The organism is Paraburkholderia sp. PREW-6R, assembly GCF_039621805.1.
In the GTDB taxonomy this organism is placed as follows: Bacteria; Pseudomonadota; Gammaproteobacteria; order Burkholderiales; family Burkholderiaceae; genus Paraburkholderia.
This window is the reverse complement of record NZ_CP155075.1, coordinates 616,314-642,048: the sequence shown is the minus strand read 5'-3', so window position 1 is coordinate 642,048 and position 25,735 is coordinate 616,314. Positions and strand designations below refer to the sequence as shown.

Here is a 25,735-nt window from a genome sequence, read left to right as displayed (position 1 = left end):
GCCATCAAGCGAGCTCCAAAGCGATTCTGAATGACCGCAATACGGCAAGACGAGTGACGCTTATGGGTCGTAAGTACGCACTGGCGACCGGCCGTTTCCGGGCAGCGAAATCCCACTGGCCGCTTTCTGGCGATGAGCTTGAAGAGCGGACAGACTCAACCCGACCCTGAACAGCCAATCAACAGCGGACATCGAACGACCATTGTTCAATCGTCTGCGGTCACACATGGCAACGGACGCGCTTGAGCTAACCAGCGCCTACGGTCGGGCTGAATGTTTCCCCGAACTCAAATCCAATTGCTTACCGGGTTCCTTTTGCCGTGGAAGGCCGAGTCTCGGGCCAGCTGCGCATCGCAATGCTGATTGTCTGGTGTAACTCGTTGGTCGGCACGCCGCTCGCCGCCTGAACGGAGATGCCTTGCGAAACAGTGCCGAAGTAACGCGCCAAGGCGCCGATGTCGGTGTTTGACGGCAGCTCCCCGCGCTTACGGGCATCCTCCAGACACTTCCGGATCATCTCAACGCCCGACTCACGGACTTCGCACAAAACCTGAGCCACTCGTCGTGATTCCTCGCTTCCGGTAAGCGCTCCCTGCACCAGCAGACAGCCTCGAGGTGTGCCTTTTGCGCTCTGAAACGTCGCCAGGGCGCGCAGGAACGCCTCTATTCCGCTACGCGCCGATGGTAGCGCCAACGATGGTGCCGCGAAGGCGCCGAGCCGCTCCTGGTAACGGGCGAGGGTTTTGAAGAAGAGCTGCTCCTTTCCTCCGAAAGCAGCATAGAGACTCGGCTTATTGACGCCCATCGCCTCAGTCAGATCCGTCAGCGACGTCCCCTCATAGCCCTTCTCCCAGAAGAGCACGAGGGCTTGGTCCAACGCCTTATCTGCGTCGAATTCCCGCGGCCTACCGATCGCCATTTGAGCACCCAATAATTTTTTACCGTTCGGTATGTTAAGTCCTTGACAGTGTGATGTCGAGTCCGAGATACTTACCGAGCGGTACAAAAGTACGTAAGCAAACTGACATTTCGGAGAGGCAGATGGCAAGTCAATTGAATGGAAAAGTGGCCCTGGTGACGGGTGGGAGTTCGGGTATCGGGTTGGCCACGGCGAAGCGTTTCGCTGCGGAAGGAGCGATCGTCTATATCACGGGGCGCAAGCAGGACGCCCTGGATAACGCAGTGGCCGAGATAGGCGGCAAGGTCGTCGCTATCCGTGCCGACTCCTCTGTCGTGGCCGATCTCGAGCGGGTCTACGCCACGATTCGCGACAAGAGCGGCAGGCTTGATGTGTTGTTCGCGAATGCCGGCATTGCAGCGTTTGTGCCGCTCCCAGCAATCACTGAAGAGCATTACGACAGCATCGTCGATACGAACCTGAAGGGCGTCGTGTTCACCGTCAAATACGCGGTTCCCCTGCTTTCTGAAGGCGCCTCAATCATCCTCACTTCGTCGACAGCGGGCTATAAGGGGATGGAAGCATTTAGTGTGTACAGCGCGACGAAGGCGGCGATCCGGCAACTGGCGCGCGGTTGGCTCCTGGACTTGAAGGCGAAGAAGATTCGCGTCAACGTCATCAGCCCCGGGATGGTAGACACACCGGCGATTGACGGCCTGGTCGGCGATCCGAATGCAGCGGCAGGAATGAAAGCGCATGTGGCATCGCAAATTCCCCTGGGCCGCATTGCGCAACCGGGTGACATTGCCGCTGCCGCCGTGTTTCTGTCCTCCGACGAAGCCGCGTACATCAATGGCGTCGACTTACCTGTAGACGGCGGCGCCAGCCAGATCTGATCCCGTCGGGGAGACATCGTCGAAGCCTGGTTCGCCCCGATTTCAGGGCGGGTCCGGCTTCGGCACTCCACCAATATTGAGGAGCAACGTTCATGCGATACGAACTGTTCGGACAACATACGGGCCTGCGGGTCTCCGAACTGGTACTTGGTGCGGGTAATTTCGGAACGCGCTGGGGCCACGGTGCCGAGCCGGCGGAGGCGCGCCGCATTTTTGAAGCCTACGCGGCAGCGGGCGGCAATTTCATCGATACGGCTAACGGATATCAGTTCGGGGAGTCCGAGGAGATTCTCGGCGAGCTACTTCGTGGTCACCGGGACGAATTTGTGCTGGCGTCGAAATTCACTTATCGCTCCACGCCTCAGGACGGCATTCTCATTACGGGCAACAGCCGCAAAGCCATGGTGGCGTCCGTGGAAGCCAGTTTGAAGCGACTCAACACCGACCGCATCGACCTTTTGTGGGCGCACATGTCCGATGGTGTCACGCCGCTTGAAGAGCTCATCCGAGGATTCGACGATCTCGTGCGTGCCGGCAAGATCCTGTATGCGGGTCTATCCGATTTCCCCGCCTGGCGGGTGGCTCGTGCAGCAACCATCGCCGAACTGCGTGGTACGGTGCCTGTCGCGGGTCTCCAGCTGGAATATAGCCTTGTGGAACGTAGCAGCGAGCATGAGCTTCTTCCGGCCGGCAAGGCGTTAGGGCTGGGGATCGTTGGCTGGTCACCGTTGGGCGGCGGCATGCTTACCGGAAAGTATCGGAATGGCGAAACCGGCAGGCGAGAAGGTTTTGGCGGCAACGTGTTCCAGCCCGAAAATACCCCGCAACGTACGGCGATCGTCGACGCGCTGATTGCCGTTGCAGACGAAGCGGGCGCGACTCCCGGAGAGATCGCCATCGCATGGGTTGCCGGAAAGGGCGTGCAGCCTATCATCGGGCCGCGCACGGTGGTGCAACTCCAGAGCAATCTGGCCGCGACGAAAGTCACGCTTTCGGCAGAGCAGATCGGCCGCCTCGACATGGCAAGCGCGATTACTCCCATCTTCCCGTATACGGTGATCGACGCACCGCAAACCCGCCAGGGCTATACCGGCGGCAAGGCCGACGAGTTCGATCCGCCTGCAGTGCCGGTCGCTTGAGGCATTGTTTCAATAGCCGGGAAGCCTGCATGGCGTCTGCGAGACGCCATGCACAGAACACTCTTGCTGCAATTGCGCTGACCCCCACTGCTGCAAAGGCTGGGTGCGAAACGTTTTCCCAGCGATGCCTCAAACGCTGTTCGACGCGGCTTAAACGGCGCGGGAGCGTAAAGGAAGGAGATGCTAATGCTTGAAACCAATTCAGTGACGCCGGCAGACTCGCAGGAACACTTGAAAGTACTGCCACTCGAAACGATACGCAGCTATCACGCGCATATTTACTTTGACGGCCCGGCGCAACGACGTGTCGCCGAAGTCCTGCGGGAACATATCGCACAACGCTTTTCAGTCACTCTTGGTCGCTGGCACGATCAACCAATTGGCCCTCATGCGAAGCCAATGTATCAGGTCGCCTTTTCGTCAAGTGACTTCGGCAGCTTCGTACCTTGGCTGATGACGAATCGTTGCGGACTGACTGTACTCGTTCATCCCAATACCGGCCGTCCACTCGCTGACCACCTCGACCATCCGGTCTGGATGGGCGAAGTGCTCGACATCCTCAACCGGCATCTGCTTCCCGTCGACGAAGAACCGGAGCCGGATCTCGTCACCAACACTCGACCAACGGTGAAGCCATGAGTGATATTCCTTACGGCAATGCGCTGATCATCGGGGCCGGTTTTGGCATCAGCGCGGCCCTTACGCGGGCGCTGCGTTCCGCAGGCCTTCCCGTCATCATCGCCTCGCGAAACCCCGATAGATTGGCGCCGCTGGTGAGCGAGACGGGAGCCGTCGCGCTGCAGGTCGATGCCTCCGACGCCGGCCAGGTCGCGCGGCTTTTCAAGGAGGCGGAGGCGCGAATCGGACCGCCCGAGATTGTCATCTATAACGCCAGCAGCTTGGTCCGCGGCCCGATCGCTGACCTGGACCCGGTGCAGGTTGAGCACGCAGTGTCTATCACCGCATTAGGTGCATTTCACGCGATACACGTAGAACAAAGTAATTTCGTCACCAAAAACGAAGTAAATGTGTCAACACCCGTTTTTGCGTACTTTCACGGGCCAGCTCCATTGCAACAATCGGTCGAAGCTTTTGCCTCATGGAGCTTCCGCTCCTGCCGCTCGAGGTTTCGAGTTATACCTCGTGATCTTCACCGCCAAGGCAAAAGCTGCCTGCCTTGCGGTTATGAAAATGTCGGGCGGTCGCAGTATGATGCTCCTTGCGCATCGCCCTCGCCTTGTAGCTGCGGAAGGATATCGAATCGCGTCACGCTCGCCGCACTGCGCACCGCGATATGGAGCGCCCACAAGACTTGCATCGAGCGTGTAGCCCATCTTCCGACCGCACCTAAGGCCCTCAGTCTCAAGCTTTCGCCGGACCGGAGAAACGGTCTTTGCTTGACATTGGGCGCGTCACGCCGTGTTGACCGAGCAATATGCACTGCCTTCAATCCGGAAGACCGAACGATGCCTACCTACCTGGTCCGCCTCAAGTAGCAAAGCGCGCAGCACCTCGCCAAACATTAGCAGCATGCGCCGCAGATGTCCCACATCGACGGCATCGCGCTTCGGCTCCACGCCTTAGTATGGGTCAATATCAGCGGGCACCAGCCGCACAAGCGCATGCCCAGAAAGCCCACTCGCACGCGCGAACTTCAAGAGTATCGATACGATCAACTTGCCAGGTAACACCATCTGGAATTGAATATGAAGCCAAGTACCGGGGTCAGCCGTTGCTCACCCGGACTGAGCATCGTGAAGCGCGAGGCAATGAGCGTGGACGATTTCATACGCGTGGACAAGCACACGACCGGTTGCATGGCGGACGCCGAAGGCCTCCCGGTCAAAGTCAATCGGGTTTGCTGACGATCGTCCGTAGCGGCCACTTCCGATAGTTCTACCGGGTATTAACGGTCATAAGACGTTGTCCAGACATTGACGATGCAATGTTGCCCGTCCAGTGCAATGAAGCATGGTCGCTGACAGAGTGTCGTTGAAGCGGGATCTGCTTCCGGCCCTATCCGGGCTTGGAAGGCGCTGCGCCGATATAGCGGCAGGCGTCACCCGAGATTTGGACGGAAAACGTCTACCGGTGCGCGCCGCGAGGACGCCAGAGCAAAGCAGATCGAGGCTTCGAAAAAAATCGACCATGTGTTCAACCTGCCAGAGAAAGTTGTCGCTACAACGAACGGGAAGTGACAGATTTACTTCGCACTGAGGCGAAGTGACGAGTTTACTTCGCGGACAAACGAAGTAAACTCGTCACCTCACAGGCTTCCAGCCCTGTCCTAGCGGGCATCAGCCGGTGACGAAATTACTTCGCTGTACGCCGGTTGGGCAACCGTTCGACGGCTTCGTTGAACACACCAAACGCGTCTCGCCAACCTGCCTCGTGACCTTCGAGCGCAACCGCTACAGCGTGCCGGCGTCGTTTGCCAACCGACCCATCAGCCTGCGGGTCTACGCCGCGAAGCTCGTCTTCGTCGCCGAAGGTCAGGTGATTGCGGAACACGGCCGGCGGATCAACCGCAGCCATGACAACGGCGAGACCATCTACGACTGGCGTCACTACCTGGCAGTCCTGCAGCGCAAACCCGGAGCGCTTCGCAACGGCGCACCCTTCGCCGAGTTTCCAGCCAGCTTCCGCAAGTTGCAGGGCGTGCTGCTGAAGCGTCCCGGCGGTGACCGGGAGATGGTCGAGATTCTGGCGCTGGTCCTGCTGCACGACGAACAGATGGTGCTCGCAGCCGTCGAGCTGGCGTTCGAGGCCGGCGCACCGAACAAGCAGACGGTGCTGAACATTCTGAGCAGGCTGCTCGACAGCCCGCCTGTGCCGCCGCTGCAGACGCCGCAGGCCTTCGCACTGACCGTCGAGCCGCAAGCCAACGTCAGCCGCTACGATCGACTAAGGGGCCGGGAGGATAACCATGCAGCCTGACGTCATGATGCAGATGCTCAAGTCACTCAAGCTGCACGGTATGGCTCAGGCGTTAGGCGAGCTTGCAGCGCAAGACTCGCCAGCGTACAAGTCGGCTTCGCTGGTGCTTGCCGGGCTGCTGAAGGCTGAACTCGCAGAACGTGAAGTCCGTTCACTCGCGTACCAGATGAAGGTGGCGCGCTTCCCGGCCTATCGCGATATTGGCGGCTTCGACTTCAATTGTAGCGACGCCAACGAAGCGCTGGTGCGGCAGCTGTACCAGTGCGAGTTCATCGACTCGGCGCACAACATCGTTCTGGTGGGCGGACCTGGAACTGGAAAGACGCATCTGGCAACCGCGATCGGTGTGCAGGCTCTCGAACATCACCGCCGCCGCGTGCGCTTCTTTTCCACCATCGAACTGGTCAACGCGCTCGAACAGGAGAAGCTGGTGGGCAAGCCTGGGCAGCTCGCAACCCGGCTCGTGTATGCCGACCTCGTGGTGCTGGACGAACTCGGCTACCTGCCGTTCAGCCAGACTGGCGGTGCGCTGCTGTTCCACCTGCTCAGCAAGCTCTACGAACGAACCAGCATCATCATCACCACCAATCTGAGCTTCGCTGAATGGGCTAGTGTGTTTGGCGATGCAAAGATGACGACGGCGCTCCTCGACCGGCTCACGCACCACTGCCACATTGTAGAAACAGGCAACGATAGCTATCGTTTCAGAAACAGCACGACGCAGCCAAAGAAGGAGAGAAAGAAGACCCAGACACCCACCGCATAACCCGCAAAGCTGGTCCAACGGGTGGGTCAGAATTCAATGCAAATCGTGGGTCAGGATTCCGTGCAAATCAACACGCAGGCGCTCCGGATTGGCCGCCTGAGCTGCTAGAGCGTATTCACGCAACCGAATCCGGTACACGCAAGCGAACCGAGAATGTCGGAAAGTTGCTCCGCATTAGAAAGAAATGGCGAGTGACTGCTGTCTAAGGTGAAAACCTTCCGGCAAGGCAATTTAGCGTGCATTGCTCGCTGCGTTCCAATGGAAATCGCACGATCTTGCAGACACTCCACGTACACACGCTCAACCCGGCCAAAACGCTCTTCGCTCAACAACATTCGAGCTTCACCCATGGTGCTTGGCTCTGCACAAAGAAGTTGCAGGGCAATGCGCACATCATCGTCCGAGCAGTCTGCATAGAACACATCTTTCGCTTTTTCGGGGATGACCGTGGTGGTCCTTGTAGACGCATCACGACGTATCGATGATGGAATCAGAGATGCCTTGTCCGACATCGAGATATAACGTACGGTCTCACCGGGTGGGACCAAAAAAGCGGTGACATAAACCAGCCGTGCGACTTTGTCGGGATACGCTTCCGCGACCATCGAGATAGTTGCACCTCCCAGGCTGTGTCCGACCAGTACGACCGGCAGCGGAGAAGCTCGCACCACTTGGCCGACGCTCTCCACAAAATCCGCAGGAGTGGTTGCAGCTGCCACTTCTGGTCGCGCCCACCGAGCCGGAAGATCAACTGCTGTGACTAGGTGCCCCTTTGCTCGTAGCATTGGAACAATCTTGTTCCAACACCACGCGCCATGCCACGAACCGTGAACAAGGACAAAGTGCGACTGATTTGACACGGACTTACTTGGGCTTGCACAAGCTGTGAGCGCGGCTGGCGCGATAGCAAGCTGCTGCAAGAGCTTGCGACGCGTGATTTCGTGTCTCATGGCGTTCATTTAGATGATGAGTAGTTGCATGCCACTAGATGGCGCTATCGCATTGCGTTTCGTTGTATCACGTTGCGGGAGCTCCTTTTCATAGCAAGCGAAGAAATGCTTGAGGCAAGCTATCAAATCAGCTGGATTAGTGAATGAAATAAAATCCAGTCCTCAGCACTCAGGGCTTGATGCGTAGATGGTCAGGCGACGCTATTGTCGCGTCTGACTGGTCGAACGCCGCGCCATCAATTCGGCGCGTCGGCATATCTGGGCCACGTGTGCGCGAAAGGCAAAGGCCAGCAATCGCTGCAACGAAAAGTGGAACGGCGCTGGCGTAAAGCATGTTGCTTAATCCGAGGTGCATTGAAAATAGTGCGCCGCCGTACAGCGACCCTACGATCCCGCCGAAGCGTCCCGCGCCGAAGGCCCATCCTAGTCCCGTCGCTCGTAGGGCAGTAGGATAGGTATCTGCCGCCACGTAGTGAGAGCAAATGACCCCTCCGATGACCGTGACACCTGCTGCGCCCGCCAGTACGCTGAGCAGTATCTGCGATTGGATACCAAATGCGCCAATGAGACAGACCACGAGCCCTCCGGTGCCCATGACCAGTGCCATGACAGAGGCAGGTCGCGACTTGTCCATCACGCGGCCTAGAACGATCGAGCCAAGGGTGCCTCCAACCTGGTAAAGCGCAGTGATAAATACCGCCTGCCCGACAGTGGATCCGGCGTCATGAATCATGACCGGAAGCCAGTTTGACAGCAGGTAAAGGACCAGGAAGCAAAGGAAGTAAATGGTCCAAAGAAGCAGCGTTTGGACAGCGCGTTTCGACTCGAAGAGTTGAGCGACCGGAGAGTGTGACACCTGCAGTTCAGAGGAACCGAAAGTTGTGCCAACGGGCAATTCGGAACCGGGCGTAAATTTATCGAGCAGCGCCTTGATCTGTACCGTTCGATTACCTTTAGCTGCCATGAATCTGATCGATTCCGGGAGCCACAGTAACACGGTCACTGTTACTATCGCGGGCAATATTCCGCCAAACAGCAGCACAGATTTCCATCCGTAAGCCCCTATAAGCCATGCTGACAGAAATCCGCCAAGGGCCGCGCCAAGCGAAAAGCCGCTATACATGAGCATCAAGATAGTTGCGCGGACTCGTTTGGGTGCATACTCGGCCGTGAGCGCAACGACGTTGGGCATCGCCCCACCGATTCCCAGACCGGCCAGGAAGCGCAGTACAGTTAACGTCTGGACGGTATTGGAGAAGCTGGCCGCGAAAGTCAACACGCTGAATAGCAGACAGCTGAATATCACGACCGGGCGCCGGCCCACACGGTCCGCCATCATGCCGCAGAGCATGCCCCCCAGAGCCATGCCCATCAGTCCCGCGACGAACACTGGTCCGAGTGCAGCGCGAGTTATCCCCCATCCCTGTACGATAGCGGGACCGACATAGCCAATCGCCTGGGCGTCAAACCCGTCAGCCATGGCGACGAATGCACAAACGAAGTAGATGAGTATTTGCCTCCTGCTTACCCGCATCTCATCGATGTAAAGCGCGACATCCAGAAATTTGTCTCTCCGTTCCATCCTTGTCTCCTAAACCTTCGGGCGTGCGCCTGTGCCAGCGCTACGCCTCCAGTAAGCCGTTATGTTCAGGCAGTCACGATCGTTATGTAGATACGCGCCTGTTGATTTGACTGGTCACGCCAGTCGCACGAGTTCGTCCTAGTAGCCCAAATCCCGGTTTAACTCATACATAAGTGGTTCCCCAGCAGATAGTCGGCGAAGATTCTCGATAAACTGATCAACGACCGCCTCGACAGCGGGCTGCGCAGCTGAGTGGGGGGTCACGAGTATCTTGGGGTGCCCCCAGAATGGACTGCTCCGTGGTAGCGGCTCCTGATCAAAGACATCAAGCGCAGCGCCGCTCAGCTCCTCATTGTCGATCGTTTCCAGCAGGTCGTCTTCGACAACGATTCCCCCCCGCGCTGCGTTAATGAAGTAGCAACCTTTCCGAACTGTTGAAAAAATCGACTTGTTCAACATCCCGCGCGTTGAATCCGTTAGTGGCAGCAGGCAAACAAGGAAGTCGCACTGGCTCAGAAATTCAGGCAGCGCTTCCCCCCCTGAAAAGATCTCGAGATCTGTTTCTGTCCTGGCCGCGCGTGTCCATCCGACGACGCGAAATCCGAGACTGGCGACGGCGCGAGCCACTACCGATCCTGTCTGTCCTACTCCCATGATTCCAACCGTGCATTTCGTTGCATCCGGGATCGGAAGCCGAGCCCAGTCGCCCGATGCATGCTGCCGCTCAAGGGTCGGTAAGCCCCGGAAGACTCGCAAGATCTGCAAGACAACATACTGAGCCATGCTCAGGCCCAGATCGTCATCACACGCGCGGGTGACGCGCACGCTAGCAGGGAGGTCTGATGCACTGAGTATGCCGTCGGCACCGGCACCGACTGACGCAGCAAGTCGTAAGTTCGGTAAGCGGGCAGCGATGCCAGTCGGCAATTTGAAGGTGAAAAGTGCCGTCACGTCGTCGTTCAACCCGGGAGCGAGCTCGGTAACGATAGTCAATTCAGGCGCTTTGCGTCGAAGTGACTCGTACCGTGTAACGACAAAGTCCGACGTGAGCAACATCAGAACCGTATGCCGTTCATTATCGGGCGATGACATCAATGTGTCCGCTCGGTCGAGAAAAGAGGGTTGTGGCGTTTGCTCTGTCTCGTCAACAACTGCCAGCGAAGGTCGACCACATCGGGTCTCTGAAGGAATGCCTTCGTCTGCAAGGCCTCTTTCTCGGGGAGATTTTTTGATACTCCGCTCGCCATGCATTGCAATTGCACGCGCGCGGCGAACTCGAGCACTGTGGCGGCAATTGTGGTGTCTGCGATCGAGCGCCCGACCACGAGCGATCCATGGTTCCTCAAAAGAATTGCTCGTTTGTCTCCGAGCGTCTGGGCAATACTGGTGCCTTCTTCGGCGCGAAGGACAATCCCGTCGAATTCGTCAAAGAGAACGATATCGTTATAGAACAACGCCCCACTCTGAGTAATGGGCTCTAGAACCTGACCAATAACCCCGAGCGCAAGGGAGGCCTCCGAATGCGTATGCAAAATGCATGTGACCTCGGGGCGCCGCGCATAAATTTCGGTGTGGATATTGAGCGTAGGGTTGCATTTCTTCTGCCCCGTAACGGTCTTCAGATTGAAGTCGGACTCGATCATCTCGTCGGCAGTCGCTTCTTCAAAACCGAGTCCATAGGGGATACTCCAGAAAGTATTTCTTCCCGGCAAGCGAGCCGTCAGGTGCCCGGAAATCCCGCTACCTTGGTCATCCATAGCGAGAATCTGAAATGCGAAAACCAGATCTTTAATCAGCTCTCTCGTATCGTTTTCCATATTTTCCTCTGTATTGGACGCATCCGATTCTTTTCTGGCGCCATATCAAGTCTGGTTAAACAACAGCGCGACCGGTCACGTCCACGCTCGTGGCGTCATATTCAAAGAGCCAGTCATAGCGCTCACGAACTTTTTCCTCAGCCCACTCTCTGCCCACATATTCGGCAGCGTAATCTGCATCGGCGAGCATGGGATTGTGGAACCGCGCACCGTTGGCCGAGGAGCCTCTGACGATTTTGGCGGTCCGCTCCATTCTTAGCGCTTCATAGGTCTCAAGCGCGACGGTCGGTTTGCGAGCACTGGCCTCAAGACAACGCGCCAGGACAACGCCGTCCTCGATCGCCATGACCGCGCCCTGCGCAAGGAAAGGCAATGTGGGATGGCAGGCGTCGCCGAGTAGCGTGACGCGTCCCTGGGTCCACTTACGCATTGGCGCTCGGGAAAGCAAGGCCCATTTGAACGGTTCCTTTATGCCCCGGATGAGCGTCTCGACGTCGGCGTTCCAACCTTTGAAATCGTTCAGGCACTCCTCAGTGGTGCCGCGGGCTGTCCACGACTCTACTTGCCAGTCGTCTCTCTCGACGATGCCGACGAAATTTACGAGCGTGCCCTGGCGCAAGGGGTAGTGAATGACGTGAGCGCCAGGACCGATCCAGTTAGTCGCGGTGCTCGCCCGCAGATGTTCCGGAAGCGCTTCGCTCGGGACGAGCCCGCGCCAAGCCATGCAACCGGTGAATTCCGCCGTACCTTCTCCGAACAGCAGGCGACGCACGGCAGAATGAATTCCGTCCGAGCCGATGAGAATATCGCCGCTAGCGATGGCGCCATTTTCGAGATGGAGGTGGACGGAAGTCTCGTTCTGCGCGAACGCGCTGACCTTCGACCCGCAATGAATCGCGTCGGGCTTTAATGCACGAATGCTCCGCGCGAGCAGGCCGTGCAGGTCAGCGCGGTACATCAGGTAATAAGGGAAACCGTACTTGGCAACGGAGGTCGCCCCGAGATCGAAGAGAGGCCATGTCTGGCCGGAATTCCAAAGCCGAACTTCCTTCCTTTCGGCCTCAGTGGCAAGTTCTCGCAGTTCAGCCTCAAGGCCGAGATCGAACAGGCAGCGCGTGCCGTTCGCGCTCAGTTGAAATCCGGCACCGACCTCCCCCAATTGAGGAGCCTGTTCGTACACGTCGACGTCAAAGCCGCGTCGTAGCAGAGCTAGAGCACAGGTGAGGCCGCCAATACCCCCTCCCGCAATCAGTACATGTGGCTTACCCGCGTCCAATTGATTCTCCCGGAATGTGTTCAGCAGCACGACTGCCATGTCACTTATTGAACACTGGGCCGGCCCATTTTGGAATTGAATATATCAAATCAATTCATTGGAAATGGAAACCAATCGTCTCGTGTGCCTTGCCTAGTCGTGAGTCATCGTTTGAGAGACGGCGTCAGCAAACACAGCGACGAGATCCGAGGGCTCCCGTCCCTTTTTTGTGACCATAAAGAAGTCGATTGGCGCGACGGGGCTGCCGAGCGTTTGGCATGTCACTTCAAACCGTTCGCACATAGGTAGGACGAATGAGGGGACGATTGCAGATCCGTACCCGGCTTCAACGAGTGCGATCGCCGTAAGGAGGTTGTTGCATATATCCCTTTGCTCAATGGGGCGTCCGACGTCCTTTAGACATCCATCGATGACCTGCTGTATGGGATTGTCGGAAGGGAGGCAAATTAGCGGCTCGTCGGGGAGCATCGCCCATGGGATCTCGCTGGGCTTGGCTTCTTCCGCTCCTTTGTGTCCACCGGTGGACGTCGCCGTCAGATAAATAAGGCGGAATCGACCGATGCGCCTCCGGGCTATCCCGGAGGCCGGCTTGAAGAACGCGCCGAGTCCGAGGTCTGCTTCGCCTGACTCGACAAGGGACAGAATTTCCTTGCGACCAACGTCTCTCACGTGCAGACGTACATAGGGATGCTCATTTGAAAAGTCCCTGCAAACCCCTGGGAGGATGCTCGCAGCCATAACGGGCGTCGCGGCTATCGTAAGCTCCCGTCGCGCCTGGTCAGACATCCGGTCAATGCTCGCAACTACTGACTCCAGTTCGGAGATCATACGTTGCGCGACTGGAAGGAGCTTTGCCCCCGCTTCGGTGATGTGAACGGACCGCGTGGTCCTGTCGAAAAGGCGCGCCCCGATCTGCCCCTCCAGCTCTTTGACCATCAAGCTAAAACCCGACTGTGTAACGGCGACCTCCTCTGCCGCTCGGGTAAAACTGCCAAGCCTTGCTGCTGTCAGGAACGCCCTAAGTTGCCTAGCTGTGACATTCATTTTGATCCCGAATTAATTCATTTTACAAAGCAATTTTACAAATGAGCGTCTTAGGAGTCTACTTCGCTTGACTCGGTATGTGTAAGCACCGCTGCACGAAAGAATGGGATGCCAACCCTAGACAAGCCCTAGTCAAAACCTGCTGCTCGCTCCATGTATCGAACCCTAAGCGTCATCCATAGAACAGACATTTCGGGCTACCGCGCCGTTTCGCATGACACAGTACTTGTCGGGCGCCAGGCATTACGAGCGATGGCTTTCTGACCATGTTTCTTTGGCTGGGTAGTTGCGCGGCGCAGGATGACTCAAATGAAACTCAACTTAATCAACATCCAACGTTAGATCGGAGTGACCATGTCCGAAAGCCGCCACGGCTTGACGCTTGCAGCTGGCTTGCCGTATCAGTCCGGCTTTGGCAATGAATTCGCGACTGAAGCGTTGCCCAACGTCCTGCCGGTTGGCCGGAACTCGCCGCAGAAAGTCAAAAGGGGCTTATACGCGGAACAACTGTCAGGCACGGCATTTACTGCGCCGCGCGCACACAACCGGAGGTCGTGGCTCTATCGGGTGCGACCTGCGGCCGTCCATCGTCCGTTTGAGCCTATCGAAAACAACCGGCTCGTCGGCGATTTCTCGACGGTCCCCAAAACTCCTCCGAACCAGCTTCGTTGGGACCCGCCGCCATTTGGCATAGAGCCGGTCGACTTCGTCGATTCGCTGGTGACGATGGCCGGTAACGGCTCCTCCGATTCGATGTCGGGCTGTGCGATTCATCTGTATGCCGCGACGCAATCGATGAAGGATCGTTTCTTCTATTCGGCCGACGGCGAATTGCTGATCGTGCCACAAGAGGGTCGCCTGACGCTTGCGACCGAACTTGGCGTGCTCGACGTGGAACCGTTCGAGATCGCCGTGGTGCCGCGCGGCGTACGTTTCGCGGTTACGCTGCCGGATGGGTCGGCTCGCGGTTACGTCTGCGAAAACTTCGGCGCGCTGCTCGATCTGCCGGAACTTGGCCCGATTGGGTCGAACGGCCTGGCCAATCCGCGGGATTTCCTGACGCCGGTCGCCGCGTTCGAAGATCGCGAAGGCGATTTTGAACTGGTCGCCAAGTTTGGTGGACACTTATGGCGTGCCGATATAGATCATTCCGCGCTTGACGTCGTCGCCTGGCACGGTAACTACGCGCCTTACAAGTACGACTTGCGTCACTTCAACACCATTGGATCGATTAGCTTCGACCATCCTGACCCCTCGATCTTTCTCGTGCTGCAATCGCCAAGTGACACGGAAGGCGTGCATTCGCTCGACTTCGTGATTTTTCCGCCGCGCTGGCTCGTGGCCGAGGACACGTTCCGGCCGCCCTGGTTTCATCGCAATGTCGCGAGCGAATTTATGGGCCTGATTCACGGAACATACGACGCAAAGGAAGAAGGCTTCGTCCCGGGAGGGGCGAGCCTGCATAACTGTATGTCCGGTCACGGTCCAGACGCAGAGACGTTCGAAAAGGCCTCGAACAGCGATACGACGAAACCGCACAAGGTGGACGACACGATGGCCTTCATGTTCGAGACGCCGCGTGTCATTCGACCGACAGAATTCGCGCTCAAGACATCGCAGTTACAAGCTGAATACTTTGAGTGCTGGCAAGGGCTTAAAAACAATTTCGCAAAGGAGAAGACCGCATGAACGCGGCGCAAGGTGGCAACTGGCAGGTGGCCAACGATCCGAAGCTGAGGAGCTGGCTCGAGTCGGCCAACGCCCCGGATTGCGATTTCCCGATTCAGAACCTGCCGTTCGGTGTTTTCAGCGATCGCGCAAACGTGTCGGCGCGGGTCGGCGTAGCGATTGGGGATTCGATTGTCGATCTGGCAGTGCTTACAAAAGAAGGCCTGCTTCCGCACGACGCGGCCCTGTTCGATCGTGCGTCACTGAATGCTTTCATTGCGACGGGGAGAGCACAATGGCGAGCTCTGCGCACGAGACTGTCCGCTTTGCTGCAGCCGGACAACGCGGAATTGCGCGACGACGCGGCGTTGCGCAAGCGTGCATTGATCGCGCAAGCTGACGCGCGGCTGCACCTTCCGGTGGAAATCCCCGGCTACACCGATTTCTATTCGTCGCGAGAGCACGCGACGAACGTTGGATCGATGTTCCGCGATCCAAAGAACGCGCTCCTGCCGAACTGGCTCGAAATCCCGATCGGTTACAACGGACGTGCCTCATCGGTCGTCGTGAGCGGCACGCCGGTCATGCGACCCAACGGGCAGATCAAGCTGCCGGACAGCGAGCGGCCCGTCTTCGCTCCCTGCCGAAAGCTCGACATCGAACTCGAGATGGGTTTTATCGTTGGTGTCGGCAGCACGCTAGGGGATGCGGTCCCTTGCGAAAGCGCGGAAGACTGTATCTTCGGAATGGTGTTGCTTAATGACTGGAGCGCACGCGACATACAGCAATGGGAGTATGTTCCGCTGGGACCGTTCAATTCGAAGGGATTCGCGACAACCATTTCGCCGTGGATTGTGACGCTGGACGCCCTCGAGCCGTTCCGGTGTCAGCAGCCGGAGCAGAATCCGCAGCCGATTTCCTATCTGCGTCACTCGGGCGAGCATGCGTTCGACATCCATCTCGAAGTCGATCTGCGCGCGAGCGGTGATGCGCAAGCGCAGACGGTCTCCCGCACCAACTTCCGCTACATGTACTGGTCGATGGCGCAGCAGCTCGCGCATCACACCAGCGGCGGCTGTAATGTACGCATCGGCGACCTCATGGGCTCCGGCACCATCAGCGGACCGACGCCCGACTCCTGCGGCTCGCTTCTCGAATCGACCTGGAATGGCGAACGCCCGTTGCAATTGGCGTCCGGAAAAACCCGATCATTCATCGAAGATGGCGACGAACTGACCTTTCGGGGCTGGTGCCAGGGCGACGGCTATCGCATCGGTTTTGGCTCATGCACAGGACGGGTACTCCCCGCGCGGGAGGTGGCATGAGTGAGCTGACACTGCACAGCTACTTTCGCAGCTCGGCGTCGTTTCGTGTGCGCATTGCACTCAATCTCAAAGGCTTACCGTGCGTTCAGACGCCGGTGCATTTAGTGCGCGACGGTGGCGAGCAATTGAAGCCCGCATACCGTGCGGTCAACCCGGATGGGCTCGTTCCTTCCCTCACGATCGAAGACGGACCGGCAAGCACGGTGCTCACGCAGTCGCTCGCGATAATCGAGTATCTCGACGAACTCCATCCCACACCCGCGTTGTTGCCCGCATCCGCACCTGACCGTGCTTTCGTGCGCTCCGTTGCACTGCAGATCGCGTGCGACATCCATCCGATCGTTAATCTGCGCGTCCTCAAGTACCTCACGAGCGAAATCGGGGCATCGGAGACTAGGAAACAAGCGTGGTATCGACAGTGGATCGATCTTGGCTTCGCTTCGCTCGAACAGCGCCTATCCTCGGATTCGCGCGTCGGAAGCTTCGTATTTGGAGACGCGCCGACCCTGGCTGACGTATGCCTCGCTCCGCAAGTCTGGAACGCGCGGCGCTTCGATATTCCGCTCGACGGTTACCCGACAATTGTTCGACTTGCCGACTTTGCGATGACCCTACCAGCGTTCGCTTCTGCTGACCCCGTCAGACAGCCGGACGCCAGCGCATAAGTCACGTTTAGGGAAAACCGGAGAAAAAAAACGGAACGCCATGCAGCACTTTGATACGTACGATATACAACGTCAACTGGTTAGGATACCTAACTTCATTTCGTTTTTCGGATCCGAACCGCCGAAAGAACCTACCCATCCCCAGCTCACTCGAGAGGAATTCCCGAAAGATAAATATCAGTTAGATCGAAACTTAAGAAATTTTGGATAACGCGATGATCGTTGGTCGCGGAAAAAATTTTCAATAATATGCGGAGACTTTCAATGAAGAAGATGGTTGCAGTCGCGGCGTGTGGTCTTTTTTCGCAGCTCGCAGCAGCACAAAGCAGCGTAACGCTTTACGGTATCCTCTCGGAGGGTGTCCAATATCTCAGCAACAGCGGCGGCCATTCCCTCGTCCGCCTGGCTTCAGGTACTAATCAGAACACGCGCTGGGGTCTGCGTGGCACTGAAGACCTGGGCGGCGGTCTGTCGGCTATCTTCACCCTCGAAAACGGATTCGATCTCACGTCGGGTGCTTTGCAGCAAGGCGGTCGCCTCTTCGGTCGCCAAGCCTTTGTCGGTCTCCAATCGACGACCTATGGTACTTTCACGATGGGTCGTCAATACGACTTCTTCTGGGACAATCTGCTCCAGTTCCAACAAGCAGCAGTTCTGGGAGACTACGGTGTCCACATCGGCGACAACGACAACATGTTCGGCGGCTTCCGTTACAACAACACGGTCAAGTACGTCAGTCCGACGTGGAACGGCCTTACGCTGGCCGGTATGTACGGCTTCAGCAACAACTCCGATTTTTCGTTCAACCGCATGATGGCGGCCGGGGTTACCTATAACAATGGGAACTTCCGTTTCGGCGCGGCATTCACGAATATCGACCGTCCGGGTACGGCGGCTACGACATCGGCGGTTAATCCGTCGGGCGCGAGCGCAGACGATTACAATGCCTTGCCGTTCATCCCCTTCCACAAGGGTCCGAATAGTATGGGTACCACGGTTATTGGTGTCGATCGTCAACGTAATTTCGGTGCCGGCGCAGCCTATAATTTCGGCGCTCTGACGTGGAGCGGCGTGGTGACGGATGTGCGATACACTTACATCGATCAGACATCGCTGCACCTCGATAACTTTGATACGTCGCTGCGCTATAGAATTAGCCCGGCTTTGTTCGTCGGTGCCGGTTACGTTTACACGACCGGCAACTACGGCGGTGTGAGCAGCAATCGATCAATGCACTGGAATATGGTGGGGGTCAATACCGACTACTTCCTGTCGAAGCGTACCGACGTCTATGTATTCGCCGACGTGGTGACTGCTTCGGGCCCGCGTGCACAGGCGATTACATGGACGGCTTCGCCCTCTACCTCCCGTTCGCAGATCGACGTGACGGCTGGTATTCGTCACAAGTTCTAATCTGAGTTGAGTCCAAATCCAATAAGATCAAGCCGGGTCTACAATTAATAGAGCCCCGGCTTCCAGTTATTTAGGAATATCACTTGTCACGGCAATGAAAAGTCGACATTTGAAACCGCTCAGATGTTCGCGAGGTATGGCCGATGGGAATACCAGTATTGCCCCGTTGACAAGGCCGGCGAAGCTATCGGCCGCCTCGTGCGAAAATCCATCAAGCTTGGGGCTTGGTCAGAGTCGAGTGTGACATCCATCCGATCGCCAATCTGCGCGTTCTCAGATCCAACATTTCAAGTAACTTGAAGATAAGCTGGGCAGATTGAACAGGAGCTTCCACGTAAGCTCGCCTACCAACGAGATCGGACAACGCCTGTTGAGCACCCCCGTGGGTCGGCCCGGTCACCGCAACGGCGTTGGCCGCAGAGATCGGCCACCAAACGCAGTACGGATGCAGACGCGATTTTGCGGCATCGGTTGGGCTCGTTCCCCAGCAAGTCATTACGGGGGCACTAATATTTTTCGAATCAACCGCCGCGCCGAAAAATGTCAACGGTTGCTCGTCCTGGGCGCCCGATCACACATGCAAGCGCGCGAAAAATGAATGGGCCGCCTGGCAGACTTGGGCGGTGCAATGCTCGCTCAACGACCTCACCACGTGCGATGTGTGCGCTCGCCAACAAGCTGGTCCGAACGGCTCGCGCGATTGTTGCGCGCCGCACCACTGTCGACGCCCCCTACACAACTTGCCCAATCTGAACATACACAGCTTCGTCTGTCCTTAACACGAACACCAAACTGTTTTGCGACGACAGCAAATTGATATCGAGAACGGCTCAGCGGCCTGCCTCAGAATCTGATTGGCAAAGAGACTTCGCGAAGCCGATCTACTGATAAGGATCGTCAGGCGCGATCGCATCGTGGCGCGACGAGCGAACCCCAAGTGACGTCGAGAGGTTTTAGCAAGCCCACTCGCCACCGAAGATCAGAGTTGCAAAAGCGGCGGACCATGGAATCCGGCACATTGATGCCACGCAGGTGGACGCGTACTTCCATCAGTCTCGACGATTAATCCGGGCTCAGATCGGGACGTCCCTTTCTTATCATCGATTTGCACCCCGGCCGTCCGGACTGGTTCGAGCAGCTAATCCATGTCCAGGTCCGGACGAATTTCAAGGGGCTGATTTAAAGGCGTTGACGCCAAGTTATTGGCACGAAAAACTGGCCGCGTCCTCGATGCTGCCGCTTCCTTTGTACCTGGCGACCTTGGGATACGGGCATAGTGGACGTGTACGGCCAGGCCATGGTGTACCTGCAGGTGCCGTCGCAAGCACGCTGTCCGGAGCCTGTCCCTTCTCCACCCAATTTTCCAGGGCTTGCAGCATGTCAAAACTCGTCGTGCCGTTTCCGCCCCCGCAATGCCCCATGTTCGGAACTGCGAAAAGCCGCATGAACTGGGATGCCGTACCGCCCGCCATCGAATCCACGTCACGCAGATAAGCGATGGTCTGATCAATTGTGAAGGCGCCATCGCTTTGGCCCTGAAACACAACGATCTTGCCGCCCCGACTGCGGAATGCAGAAAGGTCCGGGTTCGTTGCATATGTTAGGTTCCAAACGGATTCCGGGAAATCGTCGGTTGCGGTAAAAACGCTGAATACGTCCTTGGACAGGTCGAAGTTCAGCATCGAACGGAAGGGCTCCGACCCGTTGTTCGCCACCATATCGATTGCGGGTGGCGGCGTCGTATACGAAGTTACGAACGCCGAGTTGCCCATAGTGGCATTATTCTGCGTTGCGCCGGAGGGTCCGATCCACCAGCTGCGCAATTGGCCGGGAACCATGCCAATGTCCCAATACCACCGCACATCGCCGGGGATACCTGCCATCTGCGTTTTCAGCGCAGTGACTTGGTCCGGCGTCAGACAACCGGATGTTTGGCCGGCAGCGCATTGCAGTTTCGCCGGATCGAACGCGGCGGTACAAGCCTGGAAATCGCTTGAAATGCCGTCGACCGCCCCATCGAGCGCATCACATGCTGCGGTGATTCCCTTGGTGAGTACGGCGAGGTCTGCATCCGTGAAAGTGTTATTGAGGAATGGCAGGCCGTTGCGGTCGTAGTTGCCCTGCTTCTTCGCCAGAGTGGCGTACGTTTGGAGGATGTGCGCAGGGCGCACCAACGACGCAAATGGCGCGGCCAGTTGCGGCGCACCGGCGACCACGCCGTCGAAGTATGTCGGAAAACGTTGCGTCACCATAAGTGCTTCGCGTCCACCTTCGGAGCAGCCTGCGAAGTAGGAATGTTCAGGCGACTGGCCATATGCAGATTTGATAATCTGCTTCGCCACTACGGTTGCGCGGTCATAGGAACGATAGCCATTGTCCACTCGAGCCTGGAAGTCGAAGCCAAAAGTGCGCGTACCGCTCTTTGCTGGCAAATTATCTACTGTGTTGTCGTGCCCAGAGTCCTGGGTGAGGATGGCATAGCCGCGGGAAAGCGGAGATGTGGAAACGCCTTGTGCGCTCAACCCGTCTCCCACTACACCGTTCGAGCCACCACCGCCGATGAACAGGAATTTTTTATTCCAGTCGTTGCCGAGGGGGGCAAGGATCTGGAACTTGATGGCGTACGGCAGGTTGTCCACACCCACACGTTGATCAATAGCTCCGGTAATCTTGCAGTGCGCCGGCAATGCCGGGCTCGTGGCAGAGGATGCCGTAGCGTTGATCACACTGGCACCGGTAATCTGAACACCGGCAATCACCAGCGAGCTCTTCAATGCAGCGCAGCTATCCGCTGAAAGAGCAGCTACTGGCGCCTGAGCGGGTGGCGCAGTCAGGCTGTCATTATTACCGCCGCCACAGGCGGACAGCAGTGCAAAGGCGGCGGTGGTCGTGGGCCAAACCACGGCTTGCCGAAAGCGGGAGCTGGAAGCAGCAGAGTTCACGCAAAGTCTCCTGATAGTGGGTAATTTTCAGTGCTTCGACACACTTCTAACTGAAATTAGACCGCAAATTTTTCAAAACATAATCAGAAATATTTTTTGAACCAATTAGTAAACCTCATGAGTTCCTCTAAACAGCTATCGTAGCTTTTCAGGATTCACTGACTTGATCATTTTCATGCGCACTATTCGCCGACAACTCATGTCTAACGATTCGCATTGTCGGGCGCGTGCAATGGACGCAGAACGAGATTCGCAGCGTGGGCGCCATTCGCTGATAGCTGTGATCGTCGGTATTCTGCTTGTTCACGACCGCCAGCGGAAACCACTAAAGCGAATCTCTTTCGTTGAACTGTGAGCTCAAAAGCTGGATGGAAGCTAGCCTCTTAGACACATCGCCGATTGCGCCGTCGCCTAGGACCACCCTTTGAGCCGAACTGTCGAACGCACAAGTCGCTGCTCCTCCCGCTCGATCTTCGAAAAGCCGTTCCGAACGCTGAGTATATGGTGGCTTGCTGCGCGCCTCGCCTGTTCCGGCAACCACCCCGTAACCGCGTCGTAGAGCCGGGCATGCTGCCCGTTGATCATCCGTGTATGCGGTTCGCGGTTGGGTCAACGGACAGCCCGCAATCCAGTCGAAGAACGCTACATTCCCCTGAGCGGTAACCCGTGTCCCGGTCTGGCGAGTTAATTTCGTAAACAGCCGTCGCTGAAAGCTCGACCCCTTCTGACGGGAAGTATGTGGTGCTGATGTTGGGCTTGAACCCGTATGAATGGGGGCGCTTGAGAAAACGGAAAATAAAGCACGTTAGCGGCGGACGAACGTCGCCAGACGACCCGTTTCCGCTGTTGACGAGCTCCCGCCTCAAACGGCCTGATTAAGGTGTACGTCGGATACACCGAGTGGTATGGAGCAACACGTCTACTTTCCTCACCTTTCCATCTTGGCGATCTGCGCTTCTCGTGCAACCTTCGCCTGTCGCCGGGACTTCTGGTTAAGAATCTGATGATGCCGGTGGTCCGTCATCTTCTTCCAGCCCCGGATCTCTTCGGCCCTTACGGGGCAGACGTCATTGCGCCAACCACGGGAGAATTTCCGCGGCGAACGCGTCATCCGGATGACCTTTTTCCGGGCCTGTTCGCTATCTCGTTGACTGACCAGCACATCCCAGAACGTCACGCCATCAGAACGTCACCACCGTCCGCAGTCCGGCCACGGCCTCGTTGCCGATGCGTGCGCCGTTGTTATTCGGATCGGGGATGCCACCACCCGGATGGAAGATGTACTGGAGTTCGCCCTGCAGTAGCCACCACGGTGTGACCTGATATTGGTACGTCGCCTCGATCACCGTCTCCGCCGAACGTACGGGATAGCCTGGAGTCTTGAAGGTTCCGATGTCACGATCGAGCGCACTCGCACTTGAGCTGACGTTCGCGTAGCTGAGCGCGAGCCCGGCCGAGTCGTTGTCACGGCCCTTGAAGGGAGCTTTGACTACGACCCCCGCATTGATATTGAAGTCGAGCAGGTTGCGATCGCCTGGCGCACCCATCACGCGGGTGAACACGCCGACCGACTGTGGGCTGTCGGCACTCGCTCGCCACACTATCTGGTCGGCGACAGCATAAACACTGAAGTTGCCGCGATGCTCAGCGGGCACGCCATTCGATGCAGAGCTCGCGAGCGAGATGCCGTTTGTGTCGAGGTGCTGGTCCGCGAATCGATTGTTGTTGTACCAGAAGCCCAGCTTGTAGGTCCCCGGGAGCCCGGCCGGCGATGTCGCACCGGAACCGCTTGCCGGCGGCTGATTGATCGCGTACTGGACCTCGCCGATGATCATGGCGCCGTTGTGCAGGTTGAACTGCGTGCCGCTGGCGTTGAGTTGCTGAGGGTCGCCGTTGCCAGGAGCAGGGTTGCCGTCGAAGATGCCGCCGAGAATCGTCATCGAATCAGTTGGCTTGAACCGCAGGCGCACGCCAAGCGATGACAACGGATAGGCGGGACCGCCCGCTGGCAGGTCGGTGGCAGCGAGGACGGGCCAGCCGAACGTCGCGTTTGCGAAAGTGCTGGCGTACTGGCTGATGATAAATTCCTGATCGAGGCTCTGCTGGCCGACCTTGACGTCGAACTTGTCGCTGAATGCCTGCTGGTACCAGAGCTCCCACAAGCGTGTCGATGCTTCGGCCTCGACGCCGCTCACGGCCTGCAGCGAATTCAGGCGTGCCGCCGTGATGCCGTGTCCGTGGATCTGCAAGGCATCGACGAAGAAGGTGCCGCCCTTCAGGCCGAACGCCTTGTCGGTATCGACGCTGAGGCCGAACTGCGTGGCGCCGTTATACGAAGCGCCCTTCGAGAGACCGCCGGAAAAGTTACCGTAGAGTTCGCTCGTCTCCTGAGCGCTGAACGTGACACCGTGGTCGCCCAGCAGCGTGCGCAGCCCGCCCATGTCACCAAGCAGATTCGAGCGCTCCCAGAAGCCGGTCGGCGCGGCCGGGGCCTCGCTGGGTGCGGGTATTGCGTCGGCGTTCCAGGCAGGCGCGGCGTTCTGGTTGTCAGTTGTTGTGGTCGTAGACCCGGACTGTGCGTACGCCGGAGTGGCCGCACTGGCAGCCAGGGCAATCATCAGCGCTGCAGCGGCGCAGGCGGGTTTCAGGCGCGAGGCCGGAGTGGGGAGGCATCGCATGTCAATGCCGTTTTCGTTTTTTCTGCGCGTGCCAAAGGAGATCATTCTGGTTTCTTCTGGTTATCGAATTGATGAATGAGCGATGTCGATGAAGGAAGGCCGTTCGGTGCCAGTTCGCTGCTGTACCGCAGTTTGAGAAAGTCGCGCGCTCAAGGCGAGAGCCAGCTCAGGCGGGCCATGACGAACCCGGAACGTTGCTCCGTGATGTCGTCCAGAGGGACGCGACTGAGGTGCCGCGTTTCGCTGAGTGGCATGCGCGGGCGCTTGTGTACGACCAGAGCTGGCCATGCCCGGGTTCAAGGCGAGGTACGACGGCCGGCGACGCACGCAGATAAGCGCGCGAGACGCGCAGAAAGCGTTCGATATGCATGATTCAACTCCCGTCAAGCCCGGACAGGCCGGGCAACGTTCGATAAGCGACGCGCGTGCAGGCAGGTCAAACGCTGCTGTCCGCGTTCTTACGCAAAAAGGGAGCGAGCTACAGACGGACCGCACGGGCGGTCCGGAAGAAGCGCGCTGACCCGGCAATCGGGGTCAGCGGCGGGAAGGAAAGTCCGGCGTCGCTAACGTGCGATTGCAGTCTGGGTGCCGGCACGGGCCGGCATACAAGATCGACTACTAGAGCTTGCGTCCACGAAGGACTCTCCTGTTGGTAATTCAGGGCGGATTCTATGCGTGCCGTCTGTGAACGCGCAAGCAGAAATTGTCGTGTAGTGCTTAGTAGCTTTCATAGCGATGCTGAGCGCACCGGCCCGTGCGACGTCGATGGCATCCGGGACGACGTACGAGCACGCCCGGCGTCGCGCATGTGCAACATGCATTCGCGGGAAGCAGTCATTGCTGCACGTGTACAAGACGAAGAGGTATGTGAATGATTTGCATCCATCGGAAGTAACGGATTCGAAAGAAAAATCTTCGAAATATTCGTTGACTCGGCTCGCGCGTCATCACTAGAATTCGCCTGTTTCCACGAAAGGGGCATATGCCTTGGACAGTTGCAGTAGTCGACCTTCGAATCGTTTTTTTGCCTGACCGGCAAGACGCCCGCCTAGATTCTTCCTTAGCCGCCGTCCTGCCAGCAGGCAGACGGTGCGCGCCGCAGTAGCTTCCGTAGTGTCCCCCCGCGCATCACTTCGATTGCGCCGTCGTCGTTGACGCGTGCGTTGTTGCGCACATTCGTCTACGCCGACTCGGCGCGTCGAGCCGTTGGCTCGCGACGCCGCTCGTTCACGCCGTTCTCGCGCACGCAATACCGTGCCAGATCCGGCGTGCGGTTGAACACGTCCGTCATACATGAATCGGACCCGAGCAACAGAGGAGTTCACGATGCCCGACCCTGAGCCTTGTTTCTGCACGACTCGCCTTGCGTTCTCGCAGAACGCAGGCCGCTTAGCCTGACATCTGGCTGCGCACGTTCCTCCTTCACGCCCGGGCACTTCGACCCGCGTGAAGTGAAACAAAGGCACGCCTGATCGATGGCGCCACGTTTCAAGTATCTGGAGGAATCACCATGCGCTTCGCTCTGCTCGTTTCGCAACTCCCGCACGTCGAAGAAGCTCGCACGCACTACAACGGCATGCTCGCGCTCGACGCTCGTTCGCACGTATCGGCCCGCGTAGCCGCCGCTATCTGGACGGCGCTCAAAAAGCTCGCTCGCTGACACGGACCGGCGTGGCCGGCTGCCTGCCCACGGCACCAGCACCGGCAGGCAGCAAGGCAGGGCCACGCCTCAATCGTCG

Annotated in this window: 19 protein-coding genes and 3 pseudogenes; 11 read left to right on the top strand and 11 right to left on the bottom strand. The window is 57.9% G+C overall.

Going from position 1 to position 25,735, the window contains the following annotated elements:
• Nucleotides 1-301: 301 nt before the first annotated feature.
• Nucleotides 302-877, bottom strand: a complete 576-nt coding sequence (locus tag AAGS40_RS27480) for a TetR/AcrR family transcriptional regulator (RefSeq protein ID WP_345816714.1) — start codon at nucleotides 875-877, stop codon at nucleotides 302-304.
• Nucleotides 878-1,041: 164 nt separating this feature from the next.
• On the opposite strand from AAGS40_RS27480, the gene AAGS40_RS27475 reads away from it, so the two are divergent.
• The 6 genes and pseudogenes from AAGS40_RS27475 (at nucleotide 1,042) to istB (ending at nucleotide 6,636) form a co-directional block, all read left to right on the top strand.
• Nucleotides 1,042-1,794, top strand: a complete 753-nt coding sequence (locus tag AAGS40_RS27475) for a glucose 1-dehydrogenase (protein ID WP_345816713.1) — start codon at nucleotides 1,042-1,044, stop codon at nucleotides 1,792-1,794.
• A 92-nt stretch (nucleotides 1,795-1,886) separates the two neighbouring features.
• Complete coding sequence (locus AAGS40_RS27470; RefSeq protein WP_345816712.1) at nucleotides 1,887-2,933, top strand: aldo/keto reductase; 1,047 nt, start codon at nucleotides 1,887-1,889, stop codon at nucleotides 2,931-2,933.
• A 186-nt stretch (nucleotides 2,934-3,119) separates the two neighbouring features.
• Nucleotides 3,120-3,572, top strand: a complete 453-nt coding sequence (locus AAGS40_RS27465) for a DOPA 4,5-dioxygenase family protein (protein ID WP_345816711.1) — start codon at nucleotides 3,120-3,122, stop codon at nucleotides 3,570-3,572.
• Nucleotides 3,569-4,429, top strand: a complete 861-nt coding sequence (locus AAGS40_RS27460; protein ID WP_345816710.1) for an SDR family NAD(P)-dependent oxidoreductase — start codon at nucleotides 3,569-3,571, stop codon at nucleotides 4,427-4,429. The genes AAGS40_RS27465 and AAGS40_RS27460 overlap by 4 nt, the downstream gene beginning before the upstream one ends.
• A gap of 832 nt (nucleotides 4,430-5,261) precedes the next feature.
• Nucleotides 5,262-5,870 (top strand): annotated as a pseudogene (locus AAGS40_RS27455) (IS21 family transposase); the annotation flags it as partial.
• On the top strand, nucleotides 5,860-6,636 hold the full coding sequence (gene istB / locus AAGS40_RS27450; protein ID WP_201130287.1) for an IS21-like element helper ATPase IstB: 777 nt from the start codon (nucleotides 5,860-5,862) through the stop codon (nucleotides 6,634-6,636). The pseudogene AAGS40_RS27455 and the gene istB, both read left to right, overlap by 11 nt.
• 104 nt (nucleotides 6,637-6,740) lie before the next feature.
• Here istB and AAGS40_RS27445 read toward each other — a convergent pair whose 3' ends face one another.
• From AAGS40_RS27445 to AAGS40_RS27420, 6 genes are all read right to left on the bottom strand, one after another.
• Nucleotides 6,741-7,421, bottom strand: a complete 681-nt coding sequence (locus AAGS40_RS27445; RefSeq protein ID WP_345817609.1) for an alpha/beta fold hydrolase — start codon at nucleotides 7,419-7,421, stop codon at nucleotides 6,741-6,743.
• Between the two features lie 334 nt (nucleotides 7,422-7,755).
• On the bottom strand, nucleotides 7,756-9,168 hold the full coding sequence (locus AAGS40_RS27440; protein WP_345816709.1) for an MFS transporter: 1,413 nt from the start codon (nucleotides 9,166-9,168) through the stop codon (nucleotides 7,756-7,758).
• 138 nt (nucleotides 9,169-9,306) lie between these two features.
• On the bottom strand, nucleotides 9,307-10,260 hold the full coding sequence (locus tag AAGS40_RS27435) for a glyoxylate/hydroxypyruvate reductase A (protein WP_345816708.1): 954 nt from the start codon (nucleotides 10,258-10,260) through the stop codon (nucleotides 9,307-9,309).
• Nucleotides 10,260-10,985: a class II aldolase/adducin family protein gene (locus AAGS40_RS27430; RefSeq protein WP_345816707.1), complete on the bottom strand. Its 726-nt coding sequence runs from the start codon at nucleotides 10,983-10,985 to the stop codon at nucleotides 10,260-10,262. The genes AAGS40_RS27435 and AAGS40_RS27430 overlap by 1 nt, the downstream gene beginning before the upstream one ends.
• Nucleotides 10,986-11,040: 55 nt before the next feature.
• On the bottom strand, nucleotides 11,041-12,300 hold the full coding sequence (locus AAGS40_RS27425; RefSeq protein ID WP_345816706.1) for an FAD-dependent oxidoreductase: 1,260 nt from the start codon (nucleotides 12,298-12,300) through the stop codon (nucleotides 11,041-11,043).
• A 93-nt stretch (nucleotides 12,301-12,393) separates the two neighbouring features.
• Nucleotides 12,394-13,305: a LysR family transcriptional regulator gene (locus tag AAGS40_RS27420; RefSeq protein ID WP_345816705.1), complete on the bottom strand. Its 912-nt coding sequence runs from the start codon at nucleotides 13,303-13,305 to the stop codon at nucleotides 12,394-12,396.
• Nucleotides 13,306-13,659: 354 nt separating this feature from the next.
• Between AAGS40_RS27420 and hmgA the strand changes: the two genes are divergently transcribed.
• The 4 genes from hmgA to AAGS40_RS27400 all read left to right on the top strand — a co-directional run bounded on the left by hmgA (nucleotide 13,660) and on the right by AAGS40_RS27400 (nucleotide 18,376).
• Nucleotides 13,660-14,994 carry a homogentisate 1,2-dioxygenase gene (gene hmgA, locus AAGS40_RS27415; protein ID WP_345816704.1) on the top strand — a complete coding sequence of 445 codons (1,335 nt, stop codon included), beginning with the start codon at nucleotides 13,660-13,662 and terminating at the stop codon, nucleotides 14,992-14,994.
• Entirely contained in the window at nucleotides 14,991-16,298 is a 1,308-nt protein-coding gene (fahA, locus tag AAGS40_RS27410; RefSeq protein ID WP_345816703.1) for a fumarylacetoacetase, read from the top strand. Before hmgA ends, fahA begins: the two co-directional genes overlap by 4 nt.
• Nucleotides 16,295-16,963: a maleylacetoacetate isomerase gene (maiA, locus tag AAGS40_RS27405; protein WP_345816702.1), complete on the top strand. Its 669-nt coding sequence runs from the start codon at nucleotides 16,295-16,297 to the stop codon at nucleotides 16,961-16,963. The genes fahA and maiA overlap by 4 nt, the downstream gene beginning before the upstream one ends.
• 264 nt (nucleotides 16,964-17,227) lie before the next feature.
• Entirely contained in the window at nucleotides 17,228-18,376 is a 1,149-nt protein-coding gene (locus AAGS40_RS27400) for a porin (RefSeq protein ID WP_345816701.1), read from the top strand.
• Nucleotides 18,377-19,575: 1,199 nt separating this feature from the next.
• Here AAGS40_RS27400 and AAGS40_RS27395 read toward each other — a convergent pair.
• From AAGS40_RS27395 to AAGS40_RS27380, 4 genes and pseudogenes are all read right to left on the bottom strand, one after another.
• Nucleotides 19,576-21,318: a tannase/feruloyl esterase family alpha/beta hydrolase gene (locus AAGS40_RS27395; protein WP_345816700.1), complete on the bottom strand. Its 1,743-nt coding sequence runs from the start codon at nucleotides 21,316-21,318 to the stop codon at nucleotides 19,576-19,578.
• Between the two features lie 411 nt (nucleotides 21,319-21,729).
• Nucleotides 21,730-21,924: pseudogene (locus AAGS40_RS27390) on the bottom strand (transcriptional regulator GlcC); the annotation flags it as partial.
• A 322-nt stretch (nucleotides 21,925-22,246) separates the two neighbouring features.
• A pseudogene (locus AAGS40_RS27385) lies at nucleotides 22,247-22,366 on the bottom strand (DUF1289 domain-containing protein); the annotation flags it as partial.
• A gap of 133 nt (nucleotides 22,367-22,499) precedes the next feature.
• Nucleotides 22,500-23,936, bottom strand: coding sequence for a carbohydrate porin (locus tag AAGS40_RS27380; RefSeq protein ID WP_345817608.1), 1,437 nt, complete (start codon nucleotides 23,934-23,936; stop codon nucleotides 22,500-22,502).
• A gap of 1,570 nt (nucleotides 23,937-25,506) precedes the next feature.
• Here AAGS40_RS27380 and AAGS40_RS27375 point away from each other — a divergent pair.
• Nucleotides 25,507-25,656 (top strand): hypothetical protein, encoded by a 150-nt coding sequence (locus AAGS40_RS27375; protein WP_176290464.1) that lies wholly within the window; start codon nucleotides 25,507-25,509, stop codon nucleotides 25,654-25,656.
• Nucleotides 25,657-25,735: the final 79 nt, after the last annotated feature.